Source organism: Streptomyces sp. NPDC052036, from assembly GCF_040680495.1.
In the GTDB taxonomy this organism is placed as follows: domain Bacteria; phylum Actinomycetota; class Actinomycetes; order Streptomycetales; family Streptomycetaceae; genus Streptomyces.
In genome coordinates this window covers 198,710-223,582 of sequence record NZ_JBFAWW010000002.1, presented here as the reverse complement: position 1 = coordinate 223,582, position 24,873 = coordinate 198,710, and the positions used below count along the sequence as shown (strand labels likewise).

At 71.7% G+C, this 24,873-nt stretch carries 19 protein-coding genes and 1 pseudogene; 9 read left to right on the top strand and 11 right to left on the bottom strand.

Annotated features, from left to right (window positions below; translation table 11 throughout):
* Positions 1-121 precede the first annotated feature (121 nt).
* Together AB0L95_RS05035 and AB0L95_RS05030 are read left to right on the top strand one after the other, a co-directional pair.
* The gene (locus tag AB0L95_RS05035; RefSeq protein ID WP_365157061.1) at positions 122-1,642 is read left to right on the top strand and encodes a CehA/McbA family metallohydrolase; all 1,521 of its coding nucleotides are present in this window, start codon (positions 122-124) and stop codon (positions 1,640-1,642) included.
* Between the two features lie 217 nt (positions 1,643-1,859).
* Positions 1,860-2,255 carry a nitroreductase family deazaflavin-dependent oxidoreductase gene (locus tag AB0L95_RS05030; RefSeq protein WP_365157059.1) on the top strand — a complete coding sequence of 132 codons (396 nt, stop codon included), beginning with the start codon at positions 1,860-1,862 and terminating at the stop codon, positions 2,253-2,255.
* A 21-nt stretch (positions 2,256-2,276) separates the two neighbouring features.
* Here the strand turns inward: AB0L95_RS05030 and AB0L95_RS05025 are convergent, their stop codons facing one another.
* From AB0L95_RS05025 to AB0L95_RS05000, 6 genes are all read right to left on the bottom strand, one after another.
* The gene (locus AB0L95_RS05025) at positions 2,277-3,728 is read right to left on the bottom strand and encodes an aldehyde dehydrogenase family protein (protein WP_365157056.1); all 1,452 of its coding nucleotides are present in this window, start codon (positions 3,726-3,728) and stop codon (positions 2,277-2,279) included.
* The gene (locus AB0L95_RS05020; RefSeq protein ID WP_365157054.1) at positions 3,725-5,455 is read right to left on the bottom strand and encodes a D-aminoacylase; all 1,731 of its coding nucleotides are present in this window, start codon (positions 5,453-5,455) and stop codon (positions 3,725-3,727) included. Before AB0L95_RS05020 ends, AB0L95_RS05025 begins: the two co-directional genes overlap by 4 nt.
* 13 nt (positions 5,456-5,468) lie before the next feature.
* Positions 5,469-6,587 (bottom strand): LLM class flavin-dependent oxidoreductase, encoded by a 1,119-nt coding sequence (locus AB0L95_RS05015; RefSeq protein WP_365157051.1) that lies wholly within the window; start codon positions 6,585-6,587, stop codon positions 5,469-5,471.
* A 138-nt stretch (positions 6,588-6,725) separates the two neighbouring features.
* Positions 6,726-7,502 carry a glucose 1-dehydrogenase gene (locus AB0L95_RS05010; RefSeq protein WP_365157048.1) on the bottom strand — a complete coding sequence of 259 codons (777 nt, stop codon included), beginning with the start codon at positions 7,500-7,502 and terminating at the stop codon, positions 6,726-6,728.
* A gap of 12 nt (positions 7,503-7,514) precedes the next feature.
* Positions 7,515-8,420 (bottom strand): LLM class F420-dependent oxidoreductase, encoded by a 906-nt coding sequence (locus AB0L95_RS05005; RefSeq protein WP_365157751.1) that lies wholly within the window; start codon positions 8,418-8,420, stop codon positions 7,515-7,517.
* Between the two features lie 23 nt (positions 8,421-8,443).
* Positions 8,444-9,682, bottom strand: coding sequence for an amidohydrolase family protein (locus AB0L95_RS05000; RefSeq protein WP_365157045.1), 1,239 nt, complete (start codon positions 9,680-9,682; stop codon positions 8,444-8,446).
* A gap of 216 nt (positions 9,683-9,898) precedes the next feature.
* Between AB0L95_RS05000 and AB0L95_RS04995 the strand changes: the two genes are divergently transcribed.
* Both AB0L95_RS04995 and AB0L95_RS04990 read left to right on the top strand, forming a co-directional pair.
* Positions 9,899-12,838 (top strand): BTAD domain-containing putative transcriptional regulator, encoded by a 2,940-nt coding sequence (locus AB0L95_RS04995; protein ID WP_365157042.1) that lies wholly within the window; start codon positions 9,899-9,901, stop codon positions 12,836-12,838.
* A 205-nt stretch (positions 12,839-13,043) separates the two neighbouring features.
* On the top strand, positions 13,044-13,253 hold the full coding sequence (locus AB0L95_RS04990) for a hypothetical protein (RefSeq protein WP_365157040.1): 210 nt from the start codon (positions 13,044-13,046) through the stop codon (positions 13,251-13,253).
* A gap of 178 nt (positions 13,254-13,431) precedes the next feature.
* Here the strand turns inward: AB0L95_RS04990 and AB0L95_RS04985 are convergent, their stop codons facing one another.
* Positions 13,432-14,469 (bottom strand): questin oxidase family protein, encoded by a 1,038-nt coding sequence (locus tag AB0L95_RS04985; protein ID WP_365157037.1) that lies wholly within the window; start codon positions 14,467-14,469, stop codon positions 13,432-13,434.
* Between the two features lie 124 nt (positions 14,470-14,593).
* Between AB0L95_RS04985 and AB0L95_RS04980 the strand changes: the two are divergent.
* A pseudogene (locus tag AB0L95_RS04980) lies at positions 14,594-14,686 on the top strand (GNAT family N-acetyltransferase); the annotation flags it as partial.
* A 22-nt stretch (positions 14,687-14,708) separates the two neighbouring features.
* Here AB0L95_RS04980 and AB0L95_RS04975 read toward each other — a convergent pair.
* Both AB0L95_RS04975 and AB0L95_RS04970 read right to left on the bottom strand, forming a co-directional pair.
* On the bottom strand, positions 14,709-15,839 hold the full coding sequence (locus AB0L95_RS04975; protein ID WP_365157034.1) for an alpha/beta hydrolase-fold protein: 1,131 nt from the start codon (positions 15,837-15,839) through the stop codon (positions 14,709-14,711).
* 662 nt (positions 15,840-16,501) lie between these two features.
* Complete coding sequence (locus tag AB0L95_RS04970; protein WP_365157032.1) at positions 16,502-18,169, bottom strand: fatty acid--CoA ligase family protein; 1,668 nt, start codon at positions 18,167-18,169, stop codon at positions 16,502-16,504.
* 95 nt (positions 18,170-18,264) lie between these two features.
* Here AB0L95_RS04970 and AB0L95_RS04965 point away from each other — a divergent pair, with 95 nt between their 5' ends.
* From AB0L95_RS04965 to AB0L95_RS04955, 3 genes are read left to right on the top strand one after another with little or no spacing between them, the layout of a single operon-like run.
* Complete coding sequence (locus tag AB0L95_RS04965; protein ID WP_365157029.1) at positions 18,265-19,413, top strand: lipid-transfer protein; 1,149 nt, start codon at positions 18,265-18,267, stop codon at positions 19,411-19,413.
* A 16-nt stretch (positions 19,414-19,429) separates the two neighbouring features.
* Positions 19,430-19,846 (top strand): OB-fold domain-containing protein, encoded by a 417-nt coding sequence (locus tag AB0L95_RS04960; RefSeq protein ID WP_365157748.1) that lies wholly within the window; start codon positions 19,430-19,432, stop codon positions 19,844-19,846.
* A complete protein-coding gene (locus tag AB0L95_RS04955) occupies positions 19,843-20,622 on the top strand; it encodes an enoyl-CoA hydratase/isomerase family protein (protein WP_365157026.1) in 780 nt (259 codons plus the stop codon). The genes AB0L95_RS04960 and AB0L95_RS04955 overlap by 4 nt, the downstream gene beginning before the upstream one ends.
* A gap of 34 nt (positions 20,623-20,656) precedes the next feature.
* On the opposite strand, the gene AB0L95_RS04950 is transcribed toward AB0L95_RS04955, so the two are convergent.
* Together AB0L95_RS04950 and AB0L95_RS04945 are read right to left on the bottom strand one after the other, a co-directional pair.
* Entirely contained in the window at positions 20,657-22,996 is a 2,340-nt protein-coding gene (locus tag AB0L95_RS04950) for a serine/threonine-protein kinase (RefSeq protein WP_365157023.1), read from the bottom strand.
* Positions 22,997-23,251: 255 nt separating this feature from the next.
* Positions 23,252-24,070, bottom strand: a complete 819-nt coding sequence (locus AB0L95_RS04945) for a VOC family protein (protein ID WP_365157020.1) — start codon at positions 24,068-24,070, stop codon at positions 23,252-23,254.
* A 155-nt stretch (positions 24,071-24,225) separates the two neighbouring features.
* On the opposite strand from AB0L95_RS04945, the gene AB0L95_RS04940 reads away from it, so the two are divergent.
* Positions 24,226-24,861: a TetR family transcriptional regulator gene (locus AB0L95_RS04940; protein ID WP_365157745.1), complete on the top strand. Its 636-nt coding sequence runs from the start codon at positions 24,226-24,228 to the stop codon at positions 24,859-24,861.
* Positions 24,862-24,873 lie beyond the last annotated feature (12 nt).

The following is a 24,873-nucleotide window of genomic DNA, read 5'->3' as shown; positions in this document are numbered from 1 at the left end:
TGTTCCGCCGACACGCGGCGGGCGATCGGCGTCCCGTGCGCAGGAGTTCACGGCCGGAGGAGAGAGTGTCGGGTGCGGCCCCTGCCCACCCCCTGTCATCCGACACGTTGGGAGCAGCAGCATGTGCGAGGACGACCACGGCATCGGCAGACGCGCACTGTTCGTGACGAGCGCGGCCGTCGCCCTTACGTTGGGAACCGTGAGTTTCTCCGACGGTCCCGCGGCCGAGGCGGCCGACAACCAGGAGACGAGGACGGTGCGCGGCACCCTGCCGCCCGGCTCCCCCGACTTCGTCTACCTCCCCGTCGACGTCCCCGCGGGCGTCCGGGAGATCAAGGTCGCCTACTCCTACGACAAGCCGTCCGTCCCGGCCGGCACCCAGGGCAACGCCCTCGACATCGGCCTCTTCGACGAGCGCGGCACCGAGCTGGGCGGCAAGGGCTTCCGCGGCTGGTCCGGCGGCGCGCGCTCGGAGTTCTTCGTCCGCGCGGACGACGCGACCCCCGGCTATCTGCCCGGCCCGGTCCGCCCCGGCACCTGGCACATCGCGCTGGGCCCCTACACGGTGGCCCCGCAGGGCCTGGCCTACGAGATCACCATCACCCTCACCTACGGCGAGCAGGGCGTCACCCCGACGCCGGTGTATCCGCCGTCCCGGGCCAAGGGCCGGGGCCGCGCCTGGTACCGCGGCGACTGCCATATGCACTCCTGGTACTCCGACGGCCGCCGCACGCCCGCCGAGATCGCGGCGCTGGCCAGGGCCGCGGGCCTGGACTTCATCAACTCCTCCGAACACAACACGCACTCCTCGCACGCGCACTGGGCCGACCAGGCGGGCGACGACCTGCTGATCATGCTCGGCGAGGAGGTGACGACCCGTAACGGCCATGTGCTCGCGCTGGGCACCGAACCGGGCACCTTCGTCGACTGGCGCTACCGGGCGCGCGACAACCGCTGGGCCCGGTTCGCCCGGGAGATCCACCGGGCGGGCGGACTGGTCGTGCCCGCCCATCCGCACGCCACCTGTGTCGGCTGTGGCTGGAAGTTCGGCTTCGCCGAGGCGGACGCGGTGGAGGTGTGGAACGGTCCCTTCACCCCGGACGACGAGGCGACGCTGGCGGAGTGGGACAACACGCTGGTGGCGTCGGTCCGGGAGGGGCACGGCCGCTGGCTCCCGGCGATGGGCAACAGCGACGCACACCGCGACCCCGACGCGATCGGCACCCCGCAGACGGTGGTCCTCGCGGACGACCTGACCAGGGAGGCCGTCCAGGAGGGGATCCGCGTGGGCCGCTCGTACGTGGCCGAGTCGAAGAGCGTCTCGCTGGCCTTCGGCGTCTCGGGCGGCCACGGCGAGCACGCCGGGATCGGCGAGCGGCTGCGGGTGGACCGCGACACCCCGGTCACGGTCCGGCTGGAGGCGCAGGGCGCGCCTCGCTGCTCGGTCCGCTTCGTCACCGACCAGGGCGCGCTGTTCACGAGCGATCCGCTGCCGGTGTCCGGGGCGGGCACGGTGGAGTGGCACACGACACCGTCGTACGCGGCCTATGTACGGGCGGAGCTGCGGCACGAGGCGGCGGTGGGTCCGGTGCCGGGGGTGCTGGCCGCGTTCACGAACCCGATCTTCCTGGGCCGGTCGTAGGGTCCTGGGCCGCCAAAGGCGTGCGGCCGTTCACCGGGGCGCGACGGTCTATCTCCCGGGGCGCGACGGCCGTTCTCCGGGGGCGCGACGGTCTTTCCCCTGGGGCGCGACGGTCTTTCCCCTGGGGCGCGACGGTCTTTCCCGCGCGCCCCGCTGAGCGGTCTGCCAGACTGCGCGGAGGCCTCGCCCTTCACGTCGTCAGGGGGGACACACGACCATGCCGGGCTTCACCGACCTCAAATACCGTGCGGTCACGGCGCTCCAGCGCCATCTCGTCAATCCGGTGCAGCGCCGTATGCCGCTCCAGACGCTCCTGGAGACCACGGGCCGCGTCTCGGGCCTGCCGCGCCGGACCCCCCTCGGCGGGCGCCGTATCGGCGGCTCTTTCTGGCTGGTGTCCGAGCACGGCGAGAAGTCCCAGTACATCCGCAACATCCAGGCCGATCCCCGGGTGCGGGTCCGCATCAGGGGCCGCTGGTACGCGGGCACGGCCCACCCGCTGCCGGACGACGACGCCCGGGCCCGGCTGCGGACGCTGCCCCGCCTCAACAGCGCGGCGGTACAGGCGCTCGGCACGGGGCTGCTCACGGTGCGGGTGGACCTGGACGACTGAGGCGGTCGCCGGCCGGTCCGTTCACCCCGGCCACACGATCGCCTGCAGCTCGCTGTACGCGTGCAGGGCGTACGAGCCGACGTCGCGGCCCACCCCGCTCTTCTTGAAGCCGCCGAACGGTGCCTCCATGTTGCGGCCGACGGTGTTGACGCCCACCTGGCCCGCCCGCAGCCGGCGGGCGACACGGAACGCGCGGGCCACGTCCCGGGACCAGACGTAGTCGATGAGGCCGTAGTCGGTGGCGTCGGCCAGGGCGATGCCCTCCTCCTCGTCCTCGAACGGCACGACCGCGACCACCGGACCGAAGATCTCCTCCCGGACCACCCGCATAGCGGGCGTGCAGTCCGCGAGGAGGGTGGGCGCCACATAGAAGCCCCGCTCGTTCGGGGGGCGTTCGCCCCCGGCGACCAGCCGCGCGCCCTCCTTGCGGCCCGACTCCACATACGCCTCCACGCGGTCCCGGTGCGCCGCCGAGATCACCGGCCCCACCACCGTGCCCGGCGCGCGCGGATCCCCGACCGTCAGCCGCCGGGCGTGGGCGCCCAGTTCGGACACCAGCCGGTCGTAGACACCCCGCTGGGCGATCACCCGGGTGGGTGCCGTGCAGATCTGGCCGCTGTAGAAGGAGAACGTCGTCCCGATCCCGGCGACCGCCGCGTCCAGATCCGCGTCGTCGAAGACCAGCGCCGCGCCCTTGCCGCCCAGCTCCATCAGCTGCCGCTTCATGGACCGGCCGCACACCTCGGCGATCCGCTGCCCGACCGCCGTGGACCCGGTGAAGCTCACCATGTCCACCTCGGGGCAGTCGACGGCCGCCTCGCCGACCTCCGGCCGCGAACCGCTCACCACGTTCACGACACCCGGCGGCGCGCCCGCCTCCTGAAGGGCCTCGGCCATCCGGTACACGGACAGCGGATCCTGCGGGGCCGGCTTGACGACCACCGTGTTGCCCATGGCCAGCGCGGGCGCGACCTTGCCCGCCGGGTTCGCCCACGGGTTGTTGTACGAGGTGATGCAGGCGACCACGCCGACCGGGCGGCGCTCCGCGACCGCGCCGACGACCGTCGCCGGGCCGAACGGGCCCGCCTCGTTGATCTGCGGCGGCAGCGGCTGCTCCACCGGCTCCACGCGCGCGTACCGCCGGAACCGGGCCGCCGCGACACCGACCTGCATCCCGCGCGCCGTACGGGTCGTGGCGCCGCTCTCCGCCTGCGCCAGCGCCGCGTGCGGCACGAGGTTGCGCCGTATCGCCTCCGCCGCCCGTGCCAGCACCGCCGCCCGTTCCTCCGGCGCCGTCCGCGACCAGGGCCCGAACGCCTCGCGGGCCGCCGCGCAGGCCGCGTGCACCTGGTCCCGCGAGGCCTCCGGCGCCCAACCGGCGATCCCCTCGGTCGCCGGGTCGACGACCGGGTGGTGCCCGTCCTCGGGCTCGACCCACGCCCCGCCGATGAACAGCCGCTGCCGCTCGGTCACGTGGTGCTCACCGTCCTGGTGTCCCGTCCGGAACGCAGCACCCGGCCCGGCACGGCACCGGTCACCACGTCGTCCCGGATCGCCTCGACGCCGTTGACCCAGACCGCGTTCACCCCGATCGCCCGGGAGTCCAGGCGCGGGCTCTCGCCTGGCAGGTCGTGCACCAGGGTGGCGTGCCCGGCGTCCACGCGCTCCGGGTCGAACAGGACCAGGTCCGCGTGGAAGCCCTCCCGTACCCGGCCCCGCTCCCGCAGCCCGAACAGCTGCGCGGGATCGTCGGTCAGCATCTTCACGGCCTGCTCCAGCGGCACCAGCCTCCGGCCGCGCAGACAGTCCCCGAGGAACCGGGTGGTGTACGGGGCCCCGCACATACGGTCCAGATGGGCGCCCGCGTCGGAGCCGCCGAGCAGGACGTCCTGGTGGCGCCAGGTCTCGGCCCGCAGTGCCCAGGAGTCCGGGTCGTTGTCGGTGGGCATGGGCCACAGGACCGTGCGCAGGTCGTCGTCGGCGCAGATCTCGACCAGGCAGGCGAAGGGGTCCTGGCCGCGCTCGGCCGCGATGTCACGTACCACCCGCCCGGTCAGGCCCTCGTTGCGCGGGCTGTAGGTGTCCCCGATGACGTACCGCCCGAAGTCGGCGAGGCGCCGGAAGACGCCCGCCTCCTTGGAGTGGGCGCGCCGAAGCAGTTCGTCCCGGACCTGCGGGTCCCGGAGCCTGGTGATCCGCTCGGGCACCGGAAGGCCCAGCACCGGGCCCCAGCCGGGGATCAGGTTGAGGGCACAGAAGGTGCCGAGCGACATGTTCATCGGGGTGAGGATCGGCATGGTGAGGGCCACCACCCGGCCGCCCGCCTTCCGGGCGCGTTCGCTCGCGAGCAGCTGACGCGGCACCCGCTCGGGGACGGCGGCGTCGATCGTGAGCACGTTCCAGTTCAGGGGCCGTCCGGCCGTCGCGCTCATGTCCGCCAGCAGATCGATCTCGGCGTCGCTGAACTGGTCCAGGCAGCCCGCCACGATCGCCTCGATCTGGGTGCCCTCGTGCGCGCCCACCGCCCGCGACAGGGCCAGCAGCTCGGCCGGCCGGGCATGGCGGGAGGCGACGGGGGCGCCGTCGCCGTCGGAGTGCGTGGAGGACTGGGTGGTGGACAGGCCCCAGGCCCCCGCGTCCATGGCCTCGTGGAACAGCCGGAGCATGGCGTCCAGCTGCTCGGGGGTGGGCTGTCCGCCGATCGCGTCCGGGCCCATCACATGGCGGCGCAGCGCGCAGTGTCCCGCCATGAAGCCCGCGTTGACGGCGATCCTGCCTTCGAGGGCGTCGAGGTACTCCCCGAAGCCGTGCCAGTTCCAGGGCGCCCCCTCCTCCAGGGCGACCAGGGACATCCCCTCCACCTTGGACATCATCCGGCGGGTGTAGTCGGCGTCGGCGGGCCGCTCGGGGTTGAGCGGGGCGAGGGTGAAGCCGCAGTTGCCGGCGGCGACCGTGGTGACCCCGTGGTTCAGGGAAGGGGTCGCGTACGGGTCCCAGAAGAGCTGGGCGTCATAGTGGGTGTGTGGGTCGACGAAGCCGGGGGCGAGCACCAGGCCGTCGGCGTCCTCGCCGCTCCGGGCCGCCTCGGTGATCTTCCCTACGGCGGCGACCCGGCCGTCCCGTATCCCGACGTCGGCGGTGTACCCGGGCGCGCCGGTCCCGTCCACGACGGTCGCGCCCCTGATGACGTGGTCGAGCATGCCGGGCACCCCCTCAGACGGCCTGACGGAACCGGGTCGTGCGGTGCACCGGGTCCGTGTCGATCTTCGGGATCACGTGCTCGCCGATCAGCCGGATCGTCCGGAGCGTCTCCTCCTTCGGGATCCCGACCGGCAGCCCGAAGCTGAGCTGGTCGGCCCCGGCCTGCTCCCACCGCTTGCACTGGGTGAGGACCTCGTCCGGGTCGCCGCAGATGAGCAGCTCCTCCTCGACGAGGAGTTCGATGAACTCCTCGGTGTACTCGGGCAGCGTCTCCGGCCAGACCGGGAAGCCCTCCGGGCGGGGGAAGGTGTCGTGGTAGCGGAAGACGAGGGAGGGCAGATAGTGCAGTTGTCCGGCCGCCGCGGTCCGGATCGCCTCCTCGTGCGTGGGCGCGCACACGGCGGTGGTCGTCACCATCACGTTGTCGTTGACGAAGTCCCCGACGGGCTCGGCGTCCACGACCGCCGTCTTGTACTGCTCCAGGACCCACTCCATGTCGGAGACCTTCTGCACACTGAACCCGAGCACCCCGAGGCCCTTGCGGGCGGCCATGGCGTACGAGGGCGGGGACCCGGCGGCGTACCACATCGCGGGGTGCGACTTCCCGTACGGCTTGGGGAGCACCTTGCGCGGCGGCAGGGACCAGTGCTTGCCCCGGAAGCCCGGATACTCGTCCTGGAGCCACATCCTGGGGAACTCGGCGATGGTCTCCTCCCAGATCTCCTTGGTGTGGTTCATGTCGGTGATGCCGGGGAGGAAGCCGAGGATCTCGTGGGAGCCCGCGCCCCGGCCGCTGCCGAACTCGAAGCGTCCCTCGGTGAGGTGGTCGAGCATGGCGACCTTCTCGGCGACCTTCACCGGGTGGTTCACCTGGGCGAGGGGGTTGAAGATGCCGGAGCCGAGGTGGATGCGCTCGGTGGCATGGGCGAGGTAGCCGAGGAAGACGTCGTTGGCGGAGAGGTGCGAGTACTCCTCCAGGAAGTGGTGCTCGGAGGCCCAGGCGTACTTGAAGCCGGACGCGTCCGCCTGGATGACGTACTCGGTCTCCTCCATCAGTGCCTTGTGCTCCGCGAGCGGGTCGGTCTCGGCCCGCTTCCCCACGTATCCCTGTACAAAGAGCCCGAATTCCACGGAGTTTCACCGTCCCCACGAGTGTGTGCCGCCGACGGGTGCCTTGTCCCGCCGGACGGCCCTATCTGACTGCCTGTCAGTTTCGTCTGCGGCCGACTCTGACACCGGCCGGTGGGAGCGTCAATAGCTGACGATCCGTCAGAGAACGGAGACCCCGGCCAGCCAGCCGCCGTCGATCACGAAGGGCTGTCCGGTGATGTACGAGGAGTCGTCCGAGGTCAGGAAGAGGGCGAGCCGCGCCACCTCCTCCGGCCTGCCGATCCGGCCGAGCGGCACGAGCCTGCGGTACACCTCGTCCAGGGCCCGGGACATCTCCCCCGCGTCCGCGTGCGGGTCCAGCCGGCCCGGATTGGCCATCGGGGTGTCGATGGCGCCGGGACACACGGCGTTGACCCGGATCCCCTCCGACGCCAGCTCGATCGCGGCGACCCGGGTGAGGCCGAGAACGGCGTGCTTGGTCGCCGTGTACGTGCCCACGGCCGCCATCCCCGTCAGCGCGGTGTAGGAGGCGGTGTTGACGATGGTGCCGCCCCCGGCGTCCGCGATCTCGGGCGCCACGGCCCTGATACCGAGGAAACAGCCCACCTGGTTGACCTGGACGACCTGCATGAACTCGTCCAGCGGCGTGTCGGCCAGGGCGTTGAAACGGAGGATCCCGGCGTTGTTGACCAGCCCGTCGATCCGCCCGTACGTCTCCTTCGCATGAGCCACGGCGGCGGTCCAGTCGTCCTCCCGCCCCACATCGAGACGGACGTACGACTGCCCGAGCTCCTTGGCGACGGCCTCCCCCTGGTCGTCGAGCACATCCGCGAGGACGACCCGGGCGCCCTCCGCCGTGAACAGCCGCGCCTCCTGCTCGCCCTGCCCGCGCGCCGCCCCGGTGACGATGACGACGCGCCCGTCCAGCTTGCCCATGCGGCCTGCCTCTCAGTCCAGACGGGGCGCGACCTCGGCCCCGAACGCGGCGATCTGGTCGGTGAGTTCGGCACGGCTCCGGCTGCGGAACCGCACCTGGATCTGGTGCACGCCCATCGCGCGATAGGCGCGCAGGGAGTCGGCGACCGCCTCCGGCGCGCCGCAGAGCGTCCGTGGCCCGACGTCCCAGCCCGGCTCTCCGAGGTACAGCGGTTCGGTGATGGCACCGACGGTGAAGGGGGCGTCGAGCCCCGCCTGTGCGCGGAACCGCCGCAGCCGGTCGATCTGCGCGGGCAGCCGGTGGCGCGGATCCCCCTGGGGCAGCCAGCCGTCGCCCTTCAGCGCGGCCCGGCGCACGGCGGCGGACGAGGAGCCGCCGACCCACAGCGGGACGCGTGGCTGGGCGGGCCGGGGGCGCTGCCCGAGCCCCTCGAAGTCGTACGCCTTGCCGTGGTGGACGGGGAACTCGTCCGGCCCCAGCGCCGCCCTGAGGGCGTCGATCGTCTCGTCGAGCACGGCGCCCCGCTGCCCGAAGTCCACGCCCAGTGCCTCGAACTCCTCCCGCACGTGCCCGGCCCCCACCCCGAGGACGAGCCGTCCGCCCGAGAGGTGGTCGAGGGTCGCGTACTGCTTGGCCGTGACGAGCGGATGCCGCAGCCCGACGATCGCGACATGGCTGAGCAGCCGTACCCGCCCGGTGACGCCGGCGAGGTGGGCGAGGGTGGCGACGGGGTCGTACCAGACCGTGCTCATCGCGGGGGCGAGCCGGCGCGGGACGGCGACGTGGTCGCAGCATGCGACGTAGTCGAACCCGGCGGCGTCGGCGGTCCGGGCGATCGCGACGAGGTCACCGGGACCGGCATCGGCCTCCCAGGGCTCGGCGTAGATCGTGGACCGGGACTGGACGGGCAGCTGCATCCCGTACCGCAGGGCGTCCCCGCTCACCGCCCCGGCCACAGGCCGTCCTCGGTCAGCCCGAGCAGCTCGATCGCGTTGCGCCGTACGATCCGGTCGACCACGTCCGCGTCCAGGTGCCCCATCTGGGCCTCCCCGACCTCGCGCGACTTCGGCCAGGTGGAGTCGGAGTGCGGATAGTCGGTCTCGTAGAGGACGTTCCCGACCCCGATGGAGTCCAGGCTCCTCAGACCGAAGGCGTCGTCGAAGAAGCAGCCGTAGACATGCTCGGCGAACAGCTCGGACGGCGGGCGGTGGACCTTGTCGGCGACACCGCCCCAGGCGCGGTTCTCCTCCCAGACGACATCGGCGCGCTCCAGGATGTACGGGATCCAGCCGATCTGCCCTTCCGCGTACATCACCTTCAGATTCGGGAAGCGCTCGAACTTGCCGCTCATCAGCCAGTCGACCATCGAGAAGCAGCAGTTGGCGAAGGTGATGGTGGAGCCGACGGCGGGCGGGGCGTCGGCGGAGGTGGACGGCATCCTGCTGCTGGAGCCGATGTGCATGGCGACGACGGTGCCGGTCTCGTCGCAGGCGGCGAGCAAGGGATCCCAGCCGTCGCTGTGCACGGACGGCAGCCCGAGACGGGGCGGGATCTCGGAGAAGGCGACGGCGCGCACCCCGCGCTCGGCGTTGCGGCGCACCTCGGCGGCGGCGAGGCGGGCATCCCAGAGGGGGACGATGGTGAGGGGTATGAGACGCCCGTGCGCCTGCGGCCCGCACCATTCCTCCACCATCCAGTCGTTGTACGCCCGGACGCACAGCAGCCCGAGCTCACGGTCCTCGGCCTCGGTGAAGGTCTGCCCGCAGAAGCGGGGGAAGGTGGGGAAGCAGACGGCGGACCGGACGTGGTTGACGTCCATGTCGGCAAGGCGGTGGGGCACGTCGTAGGAGCCGGGCCGCATCTGCTCGTAGGTGATGACCTCCAGCTTGATCTCGTCCCTGTCGTACCCGACGGCGGTGTCGAGACGGGTGAGGGGCCGGCGCAGCTCCTCGTACACCCACCAGTCCCCGAGCGGCCCCTCGTCACCGGGCTCGCCCATGACGGGCGCGAACTTCCCGCCCAGGAACGTCAGCTCCTTCAGGGGGGCGCGGACGATACGCGGCCCGATGTCCCGGTACTTGGCGGGGAGCCGGTCCTGCCAGACGTGCGGGGGCTCCACGGTGTGGTCGTCGACGGAGATGATCTGCGGGAACGTGGCGTTGTTCGGTGACGTCTCCATGCGGGCACCGTAGCGCCGATCTGACGGCCCGTCAGTAAACTCGGCGCCTCCCGGCGTGAATCCGCATCTTCCGTTATGAGAAGAGCGTGTGTGGACCCTGTGACGCACAGCGCCACAGCCTGTGATCGGCGTCTCCCATGGCTGACGCATCCGCCATGAACAAGGCAAACTGGCCTCTCGGTCGTGAACGGTTCGGCAGGGGGCCAGGGGGCAACGATGGACGGTGTGCCGCGAGTACCTGAGCAGCGGAGTGCCGAGGAACCGGCGACTCTGCGCTTCGGCGTGCTCGGACCGGTGCGCGCCTGGCGTGAGGAGGAGCCGCTGGCCACGGGCACACCGCAACAACGCGCCCTGCTGGCCGCGTTGTTGCTGCGGGAGGGCCGTACGGCGACGGCGTCCGAGCTGATCGACGCGCTCTGGGGCGACGAACCGCCGCCGCGGGCGCTGGCGGCCGTACGGACGTACGCCTCCCGGCTGCGGAAGGCACTCTCCCCGGATGTCCTGGTCAGCGAATCGGGCGGCTACGCGGTACGGCTGGACGAGTCCCGCTCCCTGGACCTGGCCGCGGCCCAGGAACTGGCCGCGGAGGCGGAGAAGGCCAAGAGCTCCGGAGACCTGGGCCACGCCCGGAACGTCCTGAACGAGGCACTGGCGCTGTGGGACGGGGAGCCGCTCGCCGGAGTGCCCGGCCCGTACGCGGAGGCGCAGCGGGTCCGCCTGGAGGAACTGCGCCTGCAACTTCTCGAATCCCGCCTGGACATGGACCTGGAGCAGGGCTGCCACGCGGAGGCGGTGTCGGAACTGACCGCCCTCACGGCGGCCCACCCGCTGCGCGAACGCCTCCGGGAACTGCTGATGCTGGCGCTGTACCGCTCGGGCCGCCAGGCGGAGGCGCTGGCGGTCTACGCGGACACCCGCCGACTGCTGGCCGACGAACTCGGGGTCGACCCCCGCCCGGGCCTGAAGGAACTCCAGCAGCGCATCCTCCAGGCGGACCCGGGCCTGGCGGAACCGTCGGCTCCGGCGCCCGAGCCGGCCGCGCCCCCCGTCCGCCCGGCGCAACTGCCGGCGACCGTGCCTGACTTCACCGGCCGCTCCGCCTTCGTCACCGAGCTGAGCGAGGTGCTGGCGTCCGCGGACGGCCGGGTGATGGCGGTCTCCGCGCTGGCGGGCATCGGCGGCGTGGGCAAGACGACGCTGGCGGTGCACGTCGCCCACCAGGCCCGGTCGGCCTTCCCGGACGGACAGCTGTACGTCGACCTGCAGGGCGCGGGCCCGAGGGCGGCGGAACCGGAGACGGTCCTGGGCTCCTTCCTGCGCGCGTTGGGCACGGCGGACTCTGCGATTCCCGACTCCCTGGAGGAGCGTTCGGCGCTGTACCGGTCGGTCCTGGACGGCCGTCGGGTCCTGGTCCTGCTGGACAACGCCAAGGACGCGGCCCAGGTACGCCCGCTGCTGCCCGGCACGGAGGGCTGCGCGGCCCTGGTGACGGCGCGGGTGCGGATGGTGGATCTGGCCGGTGCGCACCTGGTGGACCTGGACGTGATGTCCCCGGACGAGGCGCTGGCGCTCTTCACCAAGATCGTGGGCGAGGAGCGGGTGGTCTCGGAACGGGAAGCGGCGCTGGACGTGGTGGCGGCCTGCGGCTTCCTGCCGCTGGCGATCCGCATCGCGGCGTCACGGCTCGCGGCACGCCGGACGTGGACGGTGTCGGTCCTGGCGGCGAAGCTGGCGGACGAACGACGCCGCCTCGACGAACTCCAGGCCGGAGACCTGGCGGTGAAGGCCACCTTCGAACTGGGCTACGGCCAACTGGAGCCGGCCCAGGCCCGCGCCTTCCGCCTCCTGGGCCTGGCGGACGGCCCGGACATATCCCTCGCCGCCGCCGCGGCGGTGCTGGACCTGCCGCTGGAAGAGACCGAGGACCTGCTGGAGTCCCTGGTGGACACGTCCCTCGTGGAGTCGGCCGCCCCGGGCCGCTACCGCTACCACGACCTGGTCCGCCTCTACGCCCGCGCCTGCGCCGAACGCGACGAACATCCGCCGAGCGAGCGGGGCACGGCGATGTCCCGACTGCTGGACTTCTATCTGGCCACGGCGGCGGGGGTGTACGCGATCGAACGTCCCGGGGACCGACTGGTGGACCACCTTGAGGCCACGCAACACCCCGGCCTGACCTTCGCGCACGGAAAGGCTGCCGTCGACTGGCTGTACGCCGAGGCCGATTGCCTGCTCGCCTGCGTTCGCCAGAGCGCGAGCCACGGCATGCTTCGACGCGCCGTCGACCTGTTGTGGGTCGCGAAGGATCTGACCGAGTCCGGCGCCAACTCCCACCAGTACGAGACAACTGCGGTGGCTCTGTGCCAACTGGCCCAGGAGACAGGTGACGCACGGGCGGAAGGACGGGCGCGCACCGCACTGACCAACGCCTTGTTGGTCTCCGACCGATTCACGCAGGCGGACGAGGAGGCTCGGCTCGCCATACTTCTCGCCCAGAGCGTCGGCGACCTCGCTCCGTGCTGCTGGGCGCCCAACGACCGAGGAATCATCGCCCTCTACCAAGGTCGGTACACCGACGGCGAGAAGCACCTGCAGGAAGCCATCGCCAACTACCGTGCCGACGGGAACCTGTCGGGTGAAGGCAGCGCCCTGTGCAATCTGTCTCGTATCCACGTGAACCTCGGCCGCGTGAACAGCGCGGTCGATCTGGCACGCCGTGGAGTCGCGATCTACGACCAGCTGGGTGCGACCCTGCGTCTCGCCAACGGCCGTCTGGCACTCGGCATCGCTCTGAGTCGCGCCGAGCAGGACGGCGAAGCCCTCGATCAGCTCTCCGAAGCGCTTCGGCTCTTCCGTGAGAACCGCCAGAGGCTCTGGGAGGGCACGGCGAACTTCCGCATCGCCGAAGCACATCTGCTCGGCGGCCGCCCCGCCCGCGCGGCACAGCATGCGGAGCAAGCCCTCGCCCTGAGAGTCATCGGAGGCGACTGGATGCGCGCCAACGTCCTGACCACGCTCGGCCGCGCTCTCAGTGAACTCGGCCAGACGGACCGCGCCAAGGCGTGCTGGCGTGAGGCGCTGAACATCTACGAGCAGTCCGACGCCCCCGAGGCCGACCAGGTCAGGACGCTGCTGGCGCCCGTGGCGGCGGCCTGACCGGCGGTCGCTGCACACGTTCATTGTTTGTTTATCGCCGTTCGCCATCCTCGGAGTTGCTGATCCGTCGCATCGGGGGACAGACGGCTAGGCGATCAGGCCGCACCGCTAATCTGAGCGGCCACGCAGTGCCCGTCCGGCGACCCTCGGGGGAGCCGCCGGACGGGCCTCAGCCCATAGAGCGTTCGACAGGAAGAAGCCGGCGATGAGCGAAGGCACGAAGCACAACAAGACGAACCCGCTGGAGAACCACGCGGGAAGCTCGACCGACGGCTCCGCGGTGAAGCCGCTGGAAAACCACGCGGGAAGCGTTACCCAGAGCGAGACCATCAAGCCGCTGGAGAACCACGCCGGCAGCGTGGAGGAGGGCGTTTTCACCACCCTGGAGAACCACGCCGGGAGCGAGAAGGCCTAAAGCGTCTTCCATCGACGGGGGATCGGCCGCGGCGGCGCGGAGGGGGAGCCGCCGCGGCCGATTTACGTCAAGAGACCCATCGCCGTACCTGTCGCTCGGACTCGCTGCCCGCTGACCGACTCTCAGTGGTCCCGCCGCCGCGGATCGCCCCCGGCTCGCCCTCGGCCCCTTGGGTCGCTCAAAGTTCGTCGATCAGTTCCGTCGCTCGGAGTACCGCCGCCAACGCGTCCGGGGCGCCCGTGCGCTGGTGGACCTCCAGGCTGGTGTCCGCGAGTTTGACGACGTGTTCGTCGCCGTGGCGGACGGCCAGGGCGAACACCTCGGCCGCCGACTCGGGGGCCGCCGGGAGGCTGTGCCGGGGGACGGGGGCGGCGGGGGTGTAGGCCGCGGTCACGGCGGCGCTCGCGGCCCAGGCAGCGTCGTAGCTCATGACCCATTGGGGGCGGGGCAGTGCGGGCAGGGTGCGCAGGACGGCCATGGGGGCGGTCGCCGTGTGGACCAGCATGACGGCCGAGCCGTGCGCGGTCGTGAGGTAGCGCAGGACGGCGGCTGTCGTCAGGTCGGCCAGCCGGTCCCGGGCCTGCTCGGCATCGGTGGCCGGTCGCAGTGCGGCCAGCGCGGTGGGCCAGTCGGTGAGGCCGGTGAGCTGGTCGAGCCGGTGGTTGATGCCCGCGCTCTGGTCGGGCACGCGAGGGACGCCGGCCAGAGCGGACATGGCGTCGGCACTCCCGGAGGGGCCGGCCGCCGGAACCGGCTGCCAGCGCCCGGCCCAGTAGCCGAGGGCCTGGCCCAGTTCGGCCAGGCGCGGCCCGTCCTCGTGGTCGAGCAGAGCGTGGACCGCGTGGCCGGTGCGGATCACGCCGTGGGTGGCGCCGGCCGCGATGCCCGGCAGCAGCCGCGGCCACCATGTCTCCAGCACCGTACGCCAGGGTTGTTCCGTCACCTCGCGCGCGAAGAAGGCGAGCCAGTCGCCGAGACGGTGCGGGTCACCGAGCGCCGTACGCCAGGTGTCGTCCGTGACGGGCGAGAGGCCGCGTGGCAGATCGTCCAGTCGCCGGGTGTAGAGGTCCAGCCAGCGGTGGACCTGGCGCGCGTGTCCGCGCCGGACCATGGACTCCACCGCCATGGGGCCGTGGTTGCTCAACCAGCCCTCGAACTCCGGTCCTGTCCGGTGCAACCGTTCGTATGCCTCGTCGAGTGTGCCGTCGTTGTCCATGAGTTCCGAGGGTAGGTGGCGGCCGATGCGCGTTCATCGGCCGCGGGATCGAGGCATGCCCCTGCGTCGGGCCTAGGTCTTCTCTTTCGGATCACTCTCACGGGCGTGCGATAGGTTGCCCGCCATGACTGGACTCGGACCCATTGCCTAGCCACCTGCCTCGATGAGGACCGAACGGCTCGCGCTCCGCGAGTCCGAGGCCCTAGACCGTGCGGCGGCGCCGCCGCGCATTCGCCCGCTCAGCGGTCGCTGAGCCGACCGCTCATCCACTGCAGCGCGCCCGGGATCTCCCGGAGCCAGGTGTTGAAGTTGTGACCGCCGCTGTCGAGGATGAGCGACGAGATCCTGGTCACCTTGTTGGCCCGCACCTGCTGGATGAAGTTGAGCGTGTCCTTGTAGTGGTATTCGCCGTGCTTGCTGCTCGTGACGAGCAGCGAGGTGTTGGGCGCCGGCACGTGCTTGAGGTACCACATCAGGTCGGCGCGGTTCTTCAACTGCTTGTTCCCGTGGAAGAGGTCGCCTGTGGTCGGGTCGATCGGCGCCTTGTAGAACGGCGACAGACCCACCGCGGCGGCATAGACGTCCGGGTGGTGCATCGCGAACTTCAGCGCGCAGTAGCCACCCGTGGAGTCACCGATGACGCCCCAGCCGAAGGGACTCACGCCCACCCTCCTGTAGTGGGACCGGACGGCGTCGGGGAGGTCCTTCGTGAAGAACGTCTCGACTTGCGGCCCGCCCGGCACGTCCACGCACTCCGTGTCCCGTGGCGGCACCACGGTCGGCCGCAGCATCACCAGGATCATCGGCTGCATCTTGCCCTGCTTGGACAGCTCGTGCGCCGTCTGCGGGTATTTCAGCCCCTTGATGAGCGCCGCGGCCGTACCCGGGTAGCCGGAGAGGACGACGCCCACCGGGAACGACCGCGTGCGGAACGCCGGCTGGAAGTACTCCGGCGGCAGGTAGACGTACGCGGGCGTGGCGATATGGGTCTTCGGTCCGAATATGGTGACTCTCTGAATCTGGCCGCCGATCTGCGGCTGCGCGCCGCCCGAGACGTTCACCGCCTGCGTGCCGACCACCTGGAGGGGGCCGCCGCTCGATCCCGCGGCACCGTTGTCGACGACCACGCCCTGCCCGTTCTCCTGACCGAACAGATCGGACCAACTGGCGTAGAACCCGAAGGCCTGGTTGGCGGCCAGTCCGAGCGACGCGACAACGGTGAGCTGAGTGGCGAACAGCAGGCCGACCCGTCCGCCGACGGCCTGCCAGTTGCGCCGCGCCAGCCTCGGCCAGCACCAGACCGTGCCTACGAACAGCAGCACGGCCAGCATCAGCGCCAGCACCAGCACTTTGTTGCTTGTGAGACCCATAGGTTCTTTCCCTGACTGCGCTTTCCGTCCCCTGGAGCGCACTCACGCCTTCGCACGGGCTTGCCCCGGACTTTCCTTCGGTTTTGAACCGGCTTTGTGATGGGGGAGTGAACCTCACTCCCCAAGACACCGTCCTGGAGTGCGCAATGTGGCCGGATGTCCGGACAGGCGCCAGACTCAAGGTCACTCGCAGAACTACGGGATGCGATGTCCGTCAGGGTAGATGAGGAAAAGCCGGGTCAGGTTCCGAAACAATCTGTGGTGGGCGCATATTCCGCGGCCCTCACCCGGAAACCGTCCCCGCGCCGGCCGGCACGGCCTGCACGCTCGCGGGAGTCCTCGACATCGCAGGCGGGCGCCTTCCCGCGCTTCCGCACAGTCGTATGCACCGCACATGGCCGAGATCCTGCCAGTCCACCCCCGTCCGGGCCGCCAACGGCTCCATCCGACTCTCCGCCAGGGGGATTTTCTTTATCGAACCGAGATCTAAAGGAATCGACTAAAGAGGCTTACCGAAAACCGAAAAAGCACCCTCCACCCTTAACAAGCCTTACTGAAAATTTACCCCGCCTGGTCTCTCGAAAATATCCAGGAGGTATTTCGCACGTGGCCCGATCGTCGTGAAGTCAAAGAGACAGGGCCTCAGGCCCCCAGGACCACCTTCACGCCGCTCCTGGTGACCGCTGATGCCCCAGGCGCACACGCCCCCGCAGTTCCCCCTTCACCACCTTCCCGCTCGCGTTCCTCGGGAGTTCCGCGACGAACTCCACCTCCCTCGGGACCTTGTAGTTCGCCATCTCGCGGCGGGACCAGGCGATCAGGTCGTCGCCGGTCAGCAGGGACCCGGGGCGTCGGACCACGTAGGCCTTGCCGACCTCGCCCAGCCGGGCGTCCGGTATGCCGATCACCGCCGCGTCCGCCACGTCCGGGTGCAGGGCGAGCAGTTGCTCTATCTCCGCCGGGTAGGCGTTGAAGCCGCCCACGATGTACATGTCCTTCAGCCGGTCCGTGATCCTCAGATTGCCCGCCTCGTCCAACACGCCCACGTCGCCCGTGCGGAGCCAGCCGTCCGGGGCCAGGACCTCCGACGTGGCGGCGGCGTCCTCGTAGTAGCCCCGCATGACGTGGAAGCCTCGGACCAGGATCTCCCCGGGGGTGCCCGGGGGCAGGGGCTCGCCCTTCGGGTTCGCCACCCTCACCTCCGTGCCGGGGATGGCCCGCCCCGATGTCGCCGCGATCAGTGAGGGGTCGTCGCCGCGGCGGCACATCGTCACGAAGCCGCTGGCCTCCGACAGGCCGTACGCCGTCAGGACCGTCTCGACGCCGAGTTCCCCGCGCAGGCGTTCCACGAGGCGGAGCGGGATCACCGCCGCTCCCGTCACCACCAGGCGCAGGGCCGAGAGGTCGTGTGCGTTCCGGGAGGGGTGGTCGAGGAGGGACTGATGGAGGGTGGGCGGGCCGGGGAGCACCGAGATCCGTTCCGCGGCGATGTTCGCCAGCGCAGTGGTCACGTTGAACACCGGTTGCGGGATCATCGTCGCGCCCCGCATCAGACAGGCCAGTACGCCGGCCTTGTAGCCGAAGGTGTGGAAGAAGGGGTTGACGATCAGATAGCGGTCGCCCCGGCTCAGGCCCGCCAGGTCCGTCCAGATCCCGTACGCCCGGAGCGTCTGGGCGTGGGTGATCACCGCGCCCTTGGGGCGGCCCGTCGTGCCGGAGGTGAAGACGATGTCCGACGGCGCCTCGCCGGTCACGGACGATGCCCGTCGGCGTACCGCCGGCTCCCCCACGCCCTCCCCGTCGGCCAGGAAGTCCTTCCAGGTGCGGAAGTCGGCCGGGGCGTCGTCCGCCAGGACCACCACCTGCTCCAGGTGGGGCAGGCGAGGGAGAGGGCCGCCGCCTCCGTCTGCGGGGCTGCCTCCGGCGCCATCTGCGGGGCCGTCCCCCGCTGCCCGTCGTAGCGAGGCGACGTACGACGTGCCGAGGAACGTGCCCGTCACGAACAGCAGTTTCGCCCTGCTTCGCGCCAGGACGTACGCGGCCTCGGTGCCCTTGAAGCGCGTGTTGAGGGGGACCAGGACCGCGCCCGCCGAGACCGCGCCGAGGGCCGAGACGATCCAGTCCAGGGTGTTGGGGGCCCAGATCGCCACGCGGTCGCCGAGGGCGACGCCGTTCGCGATGCACGCCGCCGCCGCGCGGTCCACGCGGGCGCCCAGTTCGGCGTACGAGATCCGGGTGCGGCCCTCGACCACCGCCTCCACCTCGCCGTAGCGACGGGCGGCGTTCCGGACCAGTCCCGGGATGCTGCCCCACTCCACGTCACCGCGCACAGCGACCTCCCCACGGTACGCATGGCTGACTGACCGTCAGATTAGCGGTAACCTGACGGACTGTCAGCAAACCGTCCGGGGGGAGAGGTGCAGCCATGGCAGGGCTCAAGGACGCCACCGCCATCGTCGGCATCGGTCAGACCGCCTTCGCCAAACGGCTCCCCGAGTCCGAGAAGACCCTGGCCTGCCGTGCCGTCCTCTCCGCCCTCGACGACGCCGGAATCGCGCCCGGCGAGGTCGACGCGCTCGCCTCGTACACCATGGAGGAGACCGACGAGGTGGAGCTGGCGAAGGCCCTCGGGCTCGGTGACCTCACCTTCTTCAGCAAGGTCGGGTACGGCGGCGGCGGTTCCTGCGCCACCGTCGCGCATCTCGCCGCCGCCGTCACCACCGGGCAGGCGACCGTCGGCGTCGCCTGGCGGTCCCGCAAGCGCGGCAGCGGGCCCCGGCCCTGGCGGAACACGGCCGTCCAACTGCCCGCTCCCGCCCAGTGGACGCGCCCCTTCGGGCTGCTGCGGCCGGCCGACGAGATCGGGATGCTGGCCCGCCGGTACATGCACGAGTACGGCGCCACCCGGGACCACTTCTTCAACGTGGCCCTCGCCTGCCGGAACAGGGCCAACCAGAACCCCGCCGCGATCATGTACGAGCGCCCGCTGACGAGGGAGATGTACATGACCTCCCGCTGGATCAGCGAGCCGCTGTGCCTCTTCGACAACTGCCTGGAGACGGACGGGGCGCTGGCCTGTGTCGTCGTCTCCGCCGCCCGCGCCCGTGACTGCCGGCACCGGCCGGTGTACGTCCACGCCGCCGCCCAGGGGCTCCCCGCCCAGCACCACGGCATGGTCAACTACTGGAACGACGACCCGCTCACCGGTCCGGCCTGGACGGCCGCGCGGCATCTGTGGAAGCACGCCGACCTCACCCCGGACGACGTGGACGTCGCACAGATCTACGACGCCTTCACGCCCCTCGTGCCGCTCTCCCTGGAGGGCTACGGCTTCTGCGGCCGGGGGGAGGGCGCGGCCTTCACCGAGGGAGGAGCGCTGGAGCTCGGCGGGCGGCTGCCCGTCAACACCGGGGGCGGCGGACTGTCCGAGGCGTACGTCCACGGGTTCAATCTCGTCAACGAAGGCGTGAAGCAGCTGCGCGGGACCAGTACCGCGCAGGTCCCGGGCGCCGCCGCCTGTCTGGTCACCGCCGGCGAGGGTGTGCCGACCTCCGCCCTGCTGCTGAGGAGCTGACACCATGGCCGACACCCTGCTGTCCCCCGTGCCCGACGAGGACGGCGCACCCTTCTGGGAGTACGTCGGCCGGGGCGAGCTGCGCGTCCAGGGCTGCGCCGACTGCGGTGAACTCCGCTTCCCCCCGCGCCCCTGCTGCCCGCACTGCCGGTCGTTCGCGAGCGAGTGGCGGCGGGTGAGCGGGGCGGGACGGATCTGGTCGTACGTCGTCCCGCATCCGCCGCTGCTCCCCGCCTACGCGGCACAGGCGCCGTACAACGTGATCGTGGTGGAGCTGGCGGAGGCGCCGCGCATCCGGCTCGTCGGGAACCTCGTCGCCGGGCCCGGCGCACCGCTGGACTCGATGCCGCTCGACCGGATCCGGATCGGTGCCAGGGTGCAGGTCGTCTTCGGCGCGGACGGGCTGCCGCGTTGGGTTCTGGAGCGGCCGTGAGCGGGGGGCTGCGGGTCGCCGCCGACCCGGCCACGGGCGTCGCGGTCGTCACGCTCGACCGGCCCGCCCGGCTCAACGCGATCGATCTGGCGATGACCCGCGAACTGGGCGACTGCTGGCGGCGGCTGCGGTTCGACGACTCCGTACGGGCCGTCGTGCTCACCGGGGCGGGCGAGCGGGCCTTCTGCACGGGGATCGACCGGGACACCCGGGTGCCGCAGCCCGCCTCGCCCTACATGGTGGACGATCCCCTGCTCGGGATCGGCCCGAAGGCGAACGGCCTGTGGAAGCCGGTGATCGCCGCCGTGCGGGGCATGGCCTGCGGAGGGGCGTTCTATCTGCTGGGCGAGAGCGACTTCCTCGTGGCGGACACGACCGCGGCCTTCTTCGACCCGCACACGAGCTACGGGATGGTCAGCGCGTACGAGTCCGTCCTCATGGCCCATCGGATGCCCCACGGGGAGGCGGCGCGCATGGCCCTGATGGGCACCGCCGAGCGGATCTCGGCACGGCGGGCGTACGAGATCGGCCTGGTGTCCGAACTCACCGAGCCCGGTGGCGCGGTGGAGGCGGCGGTGCGCTGTGCCGAGGTCATCGCCTCTTACCCGCCGGAGGGGGTCCAGGGCACCGTGCGGGCGCTGTGGGCGGCGCAGGAGACGGCGCGGGCCGCGGCCTTCGCACAGGCGCCGCAGCTGATCGCACTCGGGAACCTGCCGCCCGAACGGCAGGCGGAGCTGTTCGCCGCGCGGCGGGCGGGGGGCCACCGGGTGCGGTGAGCGCCCTGCGCCCCTTGGGGGGCGGCCTCCTGGCTCAGGCCGTCCGCGCCGTGCCCGTCCCCTTCTCGGCGTCCAGCGCGTACACACAGCGGTCCTTGCTGCACGCGTACACCACGCCGTCCTTCACCACGGGCGCACCGGTGATCTCCCCGCCCGTGGCCAGCTTCCAGCGCAGGCGCCCGTCGTCGGCCTTCAGCGTGTAGAGCAGGTGGTCCGTGGAGCCGAAGTGGATACGGCCCTCCGCCACCGCCGGGGTGCCCACGATGTCGCCGCCCGCCTGGAAGCGCCACTTCGGGGTGCCCGTGACCGCGTCCAGGGTGTACAGGCCCTTGCCGCTGCCCACGTGGACGTGGCCTCCGGCGACCAGCACCGGGTCGATCGCGGCCCGCGCCTCCGTCGCGATGCGCCAGCGGTCGCGGCCGTCCGCCGCGTCGAGGGCGTACACCGTGCCCAGGTAGTCCGCGAGGTAGATGCCGCCGCCGGTGACGGCGGGGCCGGGCACGAAGGCCGGCGGGCACAGGAACACTGCGGGCGCCTCGAAGTGCCAGCGCACCATGCCGGTCGCCACCTCGATGGACAGCACCCGGGTGCCGGCGGAGACGTAGACGCAGCCGTCCGACGCGTGCGTCAGGCGCACCGGCACCCCGCCGCAGGACGCCGCGTCCCCGATCGGGTACGACCAGCGCTCCTCGCCCGTACGCGCCTGGAGGGCCCGCAGCCGGGCGTCCTGCCAGACGTACACCGTGCCGTCGTGGACCAGCGGCCCGGCCTCCGGCGCCTCGAAGTCGGTCTGGGCGCCGCTGATCTCCCACAGCTTCTGCCCGTTCGTCGCCTCCCACGCCTGTACGCCGCCGCCGCGGGTGCCGGTGACGACCGTGCCCCGCTCGGCCTTGAGCGAGTACACCCAGCCGTCCAGGGACAGCCGCCACAGGTCCGTGCCCTCGCGGGCGTCCAGGGCGAAGAGCGTGGGGCCGTCCGAGGCGTGGACCCGGCCGTCGGCGACCGCCATCGACCAGGCGACATCACGGGTCTTGAAGCGGCGCCGGCCCGTCGCCACGTCCAGGGCGTGCACCTCGAAGGAGGTCACGTACACGAGGTCGTCGGCAACCGTCGGGGTGCCCCAGAGGTCGTTCGACATACGGAAGCGCCATGGGCGCCAGCCGGAGGCCGTCTCCGGGGGCGGGGGCGGGGGCGCGATCGCGGGGACGGCTCCGACCGCCCCGTCGACACCGCCGGCCGGGCGGGACCAGGACGCGGCGAGGCCCGCCTCGGGGGGAGGCGCCTTCACGGCGGCCGCCCGCGCGTCGGCGACTCTGGGCCCGGGGCCGATCGGCACCGAGGCGCCCGCGAGCCGCACGGGTCCGGCGTCGGGTGCGCCGACCGGCACCGGCACCGGGTCGTACGACGGCGGGGGCGGCACCGCGGGCCGTCCGCCGCCGGCGCTGCGGCCGCTGGGGAGGGAGGGCTTGGCCGGCGGGCGTCCGCCGCGGCGGCCCTCGATCAGGGTGACCGCCTTCTCGGGCAGCCATGCCGAGGCCGTACCGCTGTCGTCGGAGCCCGAGCCGAAGAGGTGGGGCGCGAGCTGGGCCTGGAGGTCGGCCGGGTTGGGGCGGCCCGTGGCCTCCATCTGCATACAGGACTCGATGAGCGGGCGCAGCTCGTCCGGCAGGCCGGACAGGTCCGGACCCTCGCGCAGCAGCATGAAGACGGTCTCGACGGGGTTGGCGCCGTGGAACGGGGGATGTCCGGTGGCCGCGAAGACGAGCATCGAGCCGAGCGAGAAGACATCGCTCGCGCCGGTCACGCTGCGCGAGTCCTTCGCCTGTTCGGGGGACATGTAGGCGGGCGTACCGACGGCGACGTTCGTCATCGTCAGACGTGTGTTCGACACGCCGGAGGCGATACCGAAGTCGATCACCCGGGGGCCGTCCTCGACGACGAGGACGTTCGACGGTTTGAGGTCGCGGTGGACCAGGCCCGCCCCGTGGATGGACTGCAGCGCCTCCGCCACGCCCGCGGCCAGCCAGCGCACCGCCTGGGCCGGCAGCGGCCCGCACTCGGTCACTATCTCTTCCAGGGAGGGCGCGGGCACATACGCGGTGGCGAGCCACGGCACGGCCGCGCGCGGGTCGGCGTCGACCACGGCCGCCGTGTAGAAGCCGGAGACCGCCCGGGCGGCCTCCACCTCACGGGTGAAACGCACCCGGAACAACTGGTCCTCGGCCAGCTCGGTGCGCACCGTCTTGATCGCCACGCGCCGGCCCGACGCCGAGCGCGCGAGATAGACCAGCCCCATGCCGCCCGCACCCAGCCGTCCCAGTACCTCGAACGGCCCGATCCGCCGCGGATCGTGCTGCGTCAGCTGATCCACCACTTGCCTGCCACCTCCCCGTACGGGTCGCGTCATCCGCGTCGTGCGCGCGACCCCGTGCAGCGTCTCACCACCGCACCGCCATGGCGGCACGCACCCTGATTCTTCCTGTCCGGGGCACCTGTGGCGAACCCGGGGGCGGATCGGGGTGTCTCAGGACAAAACCATGCCCGGCGCCCACGGGAAAGCGGGCGCCCGCATGGTGGAACGCCCGACGCGCCCCGGAAGTGCCGCCCCCGGGCGCGCCGTGGCGCCTTGCTACCTCTGGAGCAGCGCGAAGGACGCCCCCTGATTGTCCGTGACGACCGCCACCCGTCCGTACGAGGCCTCGAACGGCGGTACCTGTACCCGACCCCCCAGTCGGCCCACTGCTTCGACCGCAGCCGCCCTGTCCCGCACCCCGAAATGGAGGAGGAAGTGGGGCGGCATCTCGGCCGGGAAGACGTCCTGGAGCGGGGCGCATCCGAAGTCGGGAGCGGCACTCGGCCCGGACAGAGCGGGGAAGAGCCCCGTGTAGAAGGCGTTCGCGGCGGCGGTGTCCCGCGTGTAGAGCTCGGACCAGGTGAAGCAGCCGGGCTCGTGCCGCTTGCCGAAGCCCGGGTGCGTCCCGGCCTGCCACAGCCCGAACACGGCGCCCTCGGGGTCCGAGGTCAGAGCCGTCCCGCCGAGGCGGCCCACGGGGGTGGGCGGGACGATCACCTGGCCGCCGGCCGCCTGGATCCGCCCGGCGAGGGCGGTGACGTCGGGCGTCGCGAAGTACACCGTCCAGACGGTGGGCATCCGGCCGTCCCGCTTGCGGACCAGCGCGGCCACCGGTGCGCCGTCCAGGCACGCCCACACGGAGGAGGCGTGCAGCTCCTCGAAGGTCCATCCGAAGAGCCCGCCGTAGAACCGCTTGCCCGCCTCCAGGTCCGGCAGCTGGACGTCGGCCCAGCAGGGGACGCCCTCGGGGAAGGCGGTGTCGCCCGGGTCCGCGCCGCCCGGGGACGAGTCGCTCCGGGGGGCGGCGCCGTTCGCCGTGGAGGCGTCGTCGCCCGTTGACGGGGACGCCGGAGGCGACGGCGGATTTTCGGCCATGCCGCCAAGTTAGAAGGGATTCCCGCGGGGCGCTCGTGTACGTACTCCCTTCTCACCAGCCACGGAAGCACTCAGGAGCCCCTCCACTCCCCATTTGCAGTCGGCCGAATCGCGCTCCCATCACCCCTCGGTAAGCTGACGGCATGACAGGACAAGTGCGTACCGTCGACGGCCGTGTGGCCGGTCGGCGTGGGCAGGCGACCCGGCAGAAGCTGCTCGACTGCCTCAGCGAGATGCTCAGCTCCTCGCCTTACCGGGACGTCAAAGTCATCGATGTCGCCCGCAAGGCCGGGACCTCCCCCGCCACCTTCTACCAGTACTTCCCGGACGTCGAGGGCGCCGTCCTGGAGATCGCCGAGCAAATGGCCACGGAGGGCGCCGGGTTGACCCAGCTGCTCGACGGCCGCTCGTGGGTCGGCAAGGCGGGCTGGCAGACGGCGCAGGAACTCGTGGACGGTTTCCTGGAGTTCTGGCGCAAGCACGATGCGATCCTGCGGGTCGTCGACCTGGGCGCGGCCGAGGGCGACAAGCGCTTCTACAAGATCCGCATGAAGATCCTGAACTCGGTGACCAACTCCCTCGCGGACTCGATCGCCGAACTCCAGTCCAAGGGCAGGGTCGACAAGGACGTGAGCCCGGCGGCCGTGGCCGGTGCGCTCGTGGCGATGCTCGCGTCCGTGGCCTCCCACCAGAAGGGCTTCACGTCCTGGGGCGTCAAGCAGGCCGAACTACGGCCGAACCTGGCGCTGTTGGTGTATCTGGGCGTGACCGAGAAGAAGCCGGCGAGGTAGCCCCGCCGCACA

Coding starts and splice junctions, on each gene's coding strand:
- AB0L95_RS04965 (WP_365157029.1), top strand. CDS start 18,265: ATGGCAGGGCTCAAGGACGCCACCGCCATCGTCGGCATCGGTCAGACC.
- AB0L95_RS05010 (WP_365157048.1), bottom strand. CDS start 7,502: ATGGGCAAGCTGGACGGGCGCGTCGTCATCGTCACCGGGGCGGCGCGC.
- AB0L95_RS04975 (WP_365157034.1), bottom strand. CDS start 15,839: ATGGGTCTCACAAGCAACAAAGTGCTGGTGCTGGCGCTGATGCTGGCC.
- AB0L95_RS04985 (WP_365157037.1), bottom strand. CDS start 14,469: ATGGACAACGACGGCACACTCGACGAGGCATACGAACGGTTGCACCGG.
- AB0L95_RS05000 (WP_365157045.1), bottom strand. CDS start 9,682: ATGGAGACGTCACCGAACAACGCCACGTTCCCGCAGATCATCTCCGTC.
- AB0L95_RS04995 (WP_365157042.1), top strand. CDS start 9,899: ATGGACGGTGTGCCGCGAGTACCTGAGCAGCGGAGTGCCGAGGAACCG.
- AB0L95_RS04990 (WP_365157040.1), top strand. CDS start 13,044: ATGAGCGAAGGCACGAAGCACAACAAGACGAACCCGCTGGAGAACCAC.
- AB0L95_RS05020 (WP_365157054.1), bottom strand. CDS start 5,455: ATGCTCGACCACGTCATCAGGGGCGCGACCGTCGTGGACGGGACCGGC.
- AB0L95_RS04945 (WP_365157020.1), bottom strand. CDS start 24,070: ATGGCCGAAAATCCGCCGTCGCCTCCGGCGTCCCCGTCAACGGGCGAC.
- AB0L95_RS05035 (WP_365157061.1), top strand. CDS start 122: ATGTGCGAGGACGACCACGGCATCGGCAGACGCGCACTGTTCGTGACG.
- AB0L95_RS05005 (WP_365157751.1), bottom strand. CDS start 8,420: ATGCAGCTGCCCGTCCAGTCCCGGTCCACGATCTACGCCGAGCCCTGG.
- AB0L95_RS05030 (WP_365157059.1), top strand. CDS start 1,860: ATGCCGGGCTTCACCGACCTCAAATACCGTGCGGTCACGGCGCTCCAG.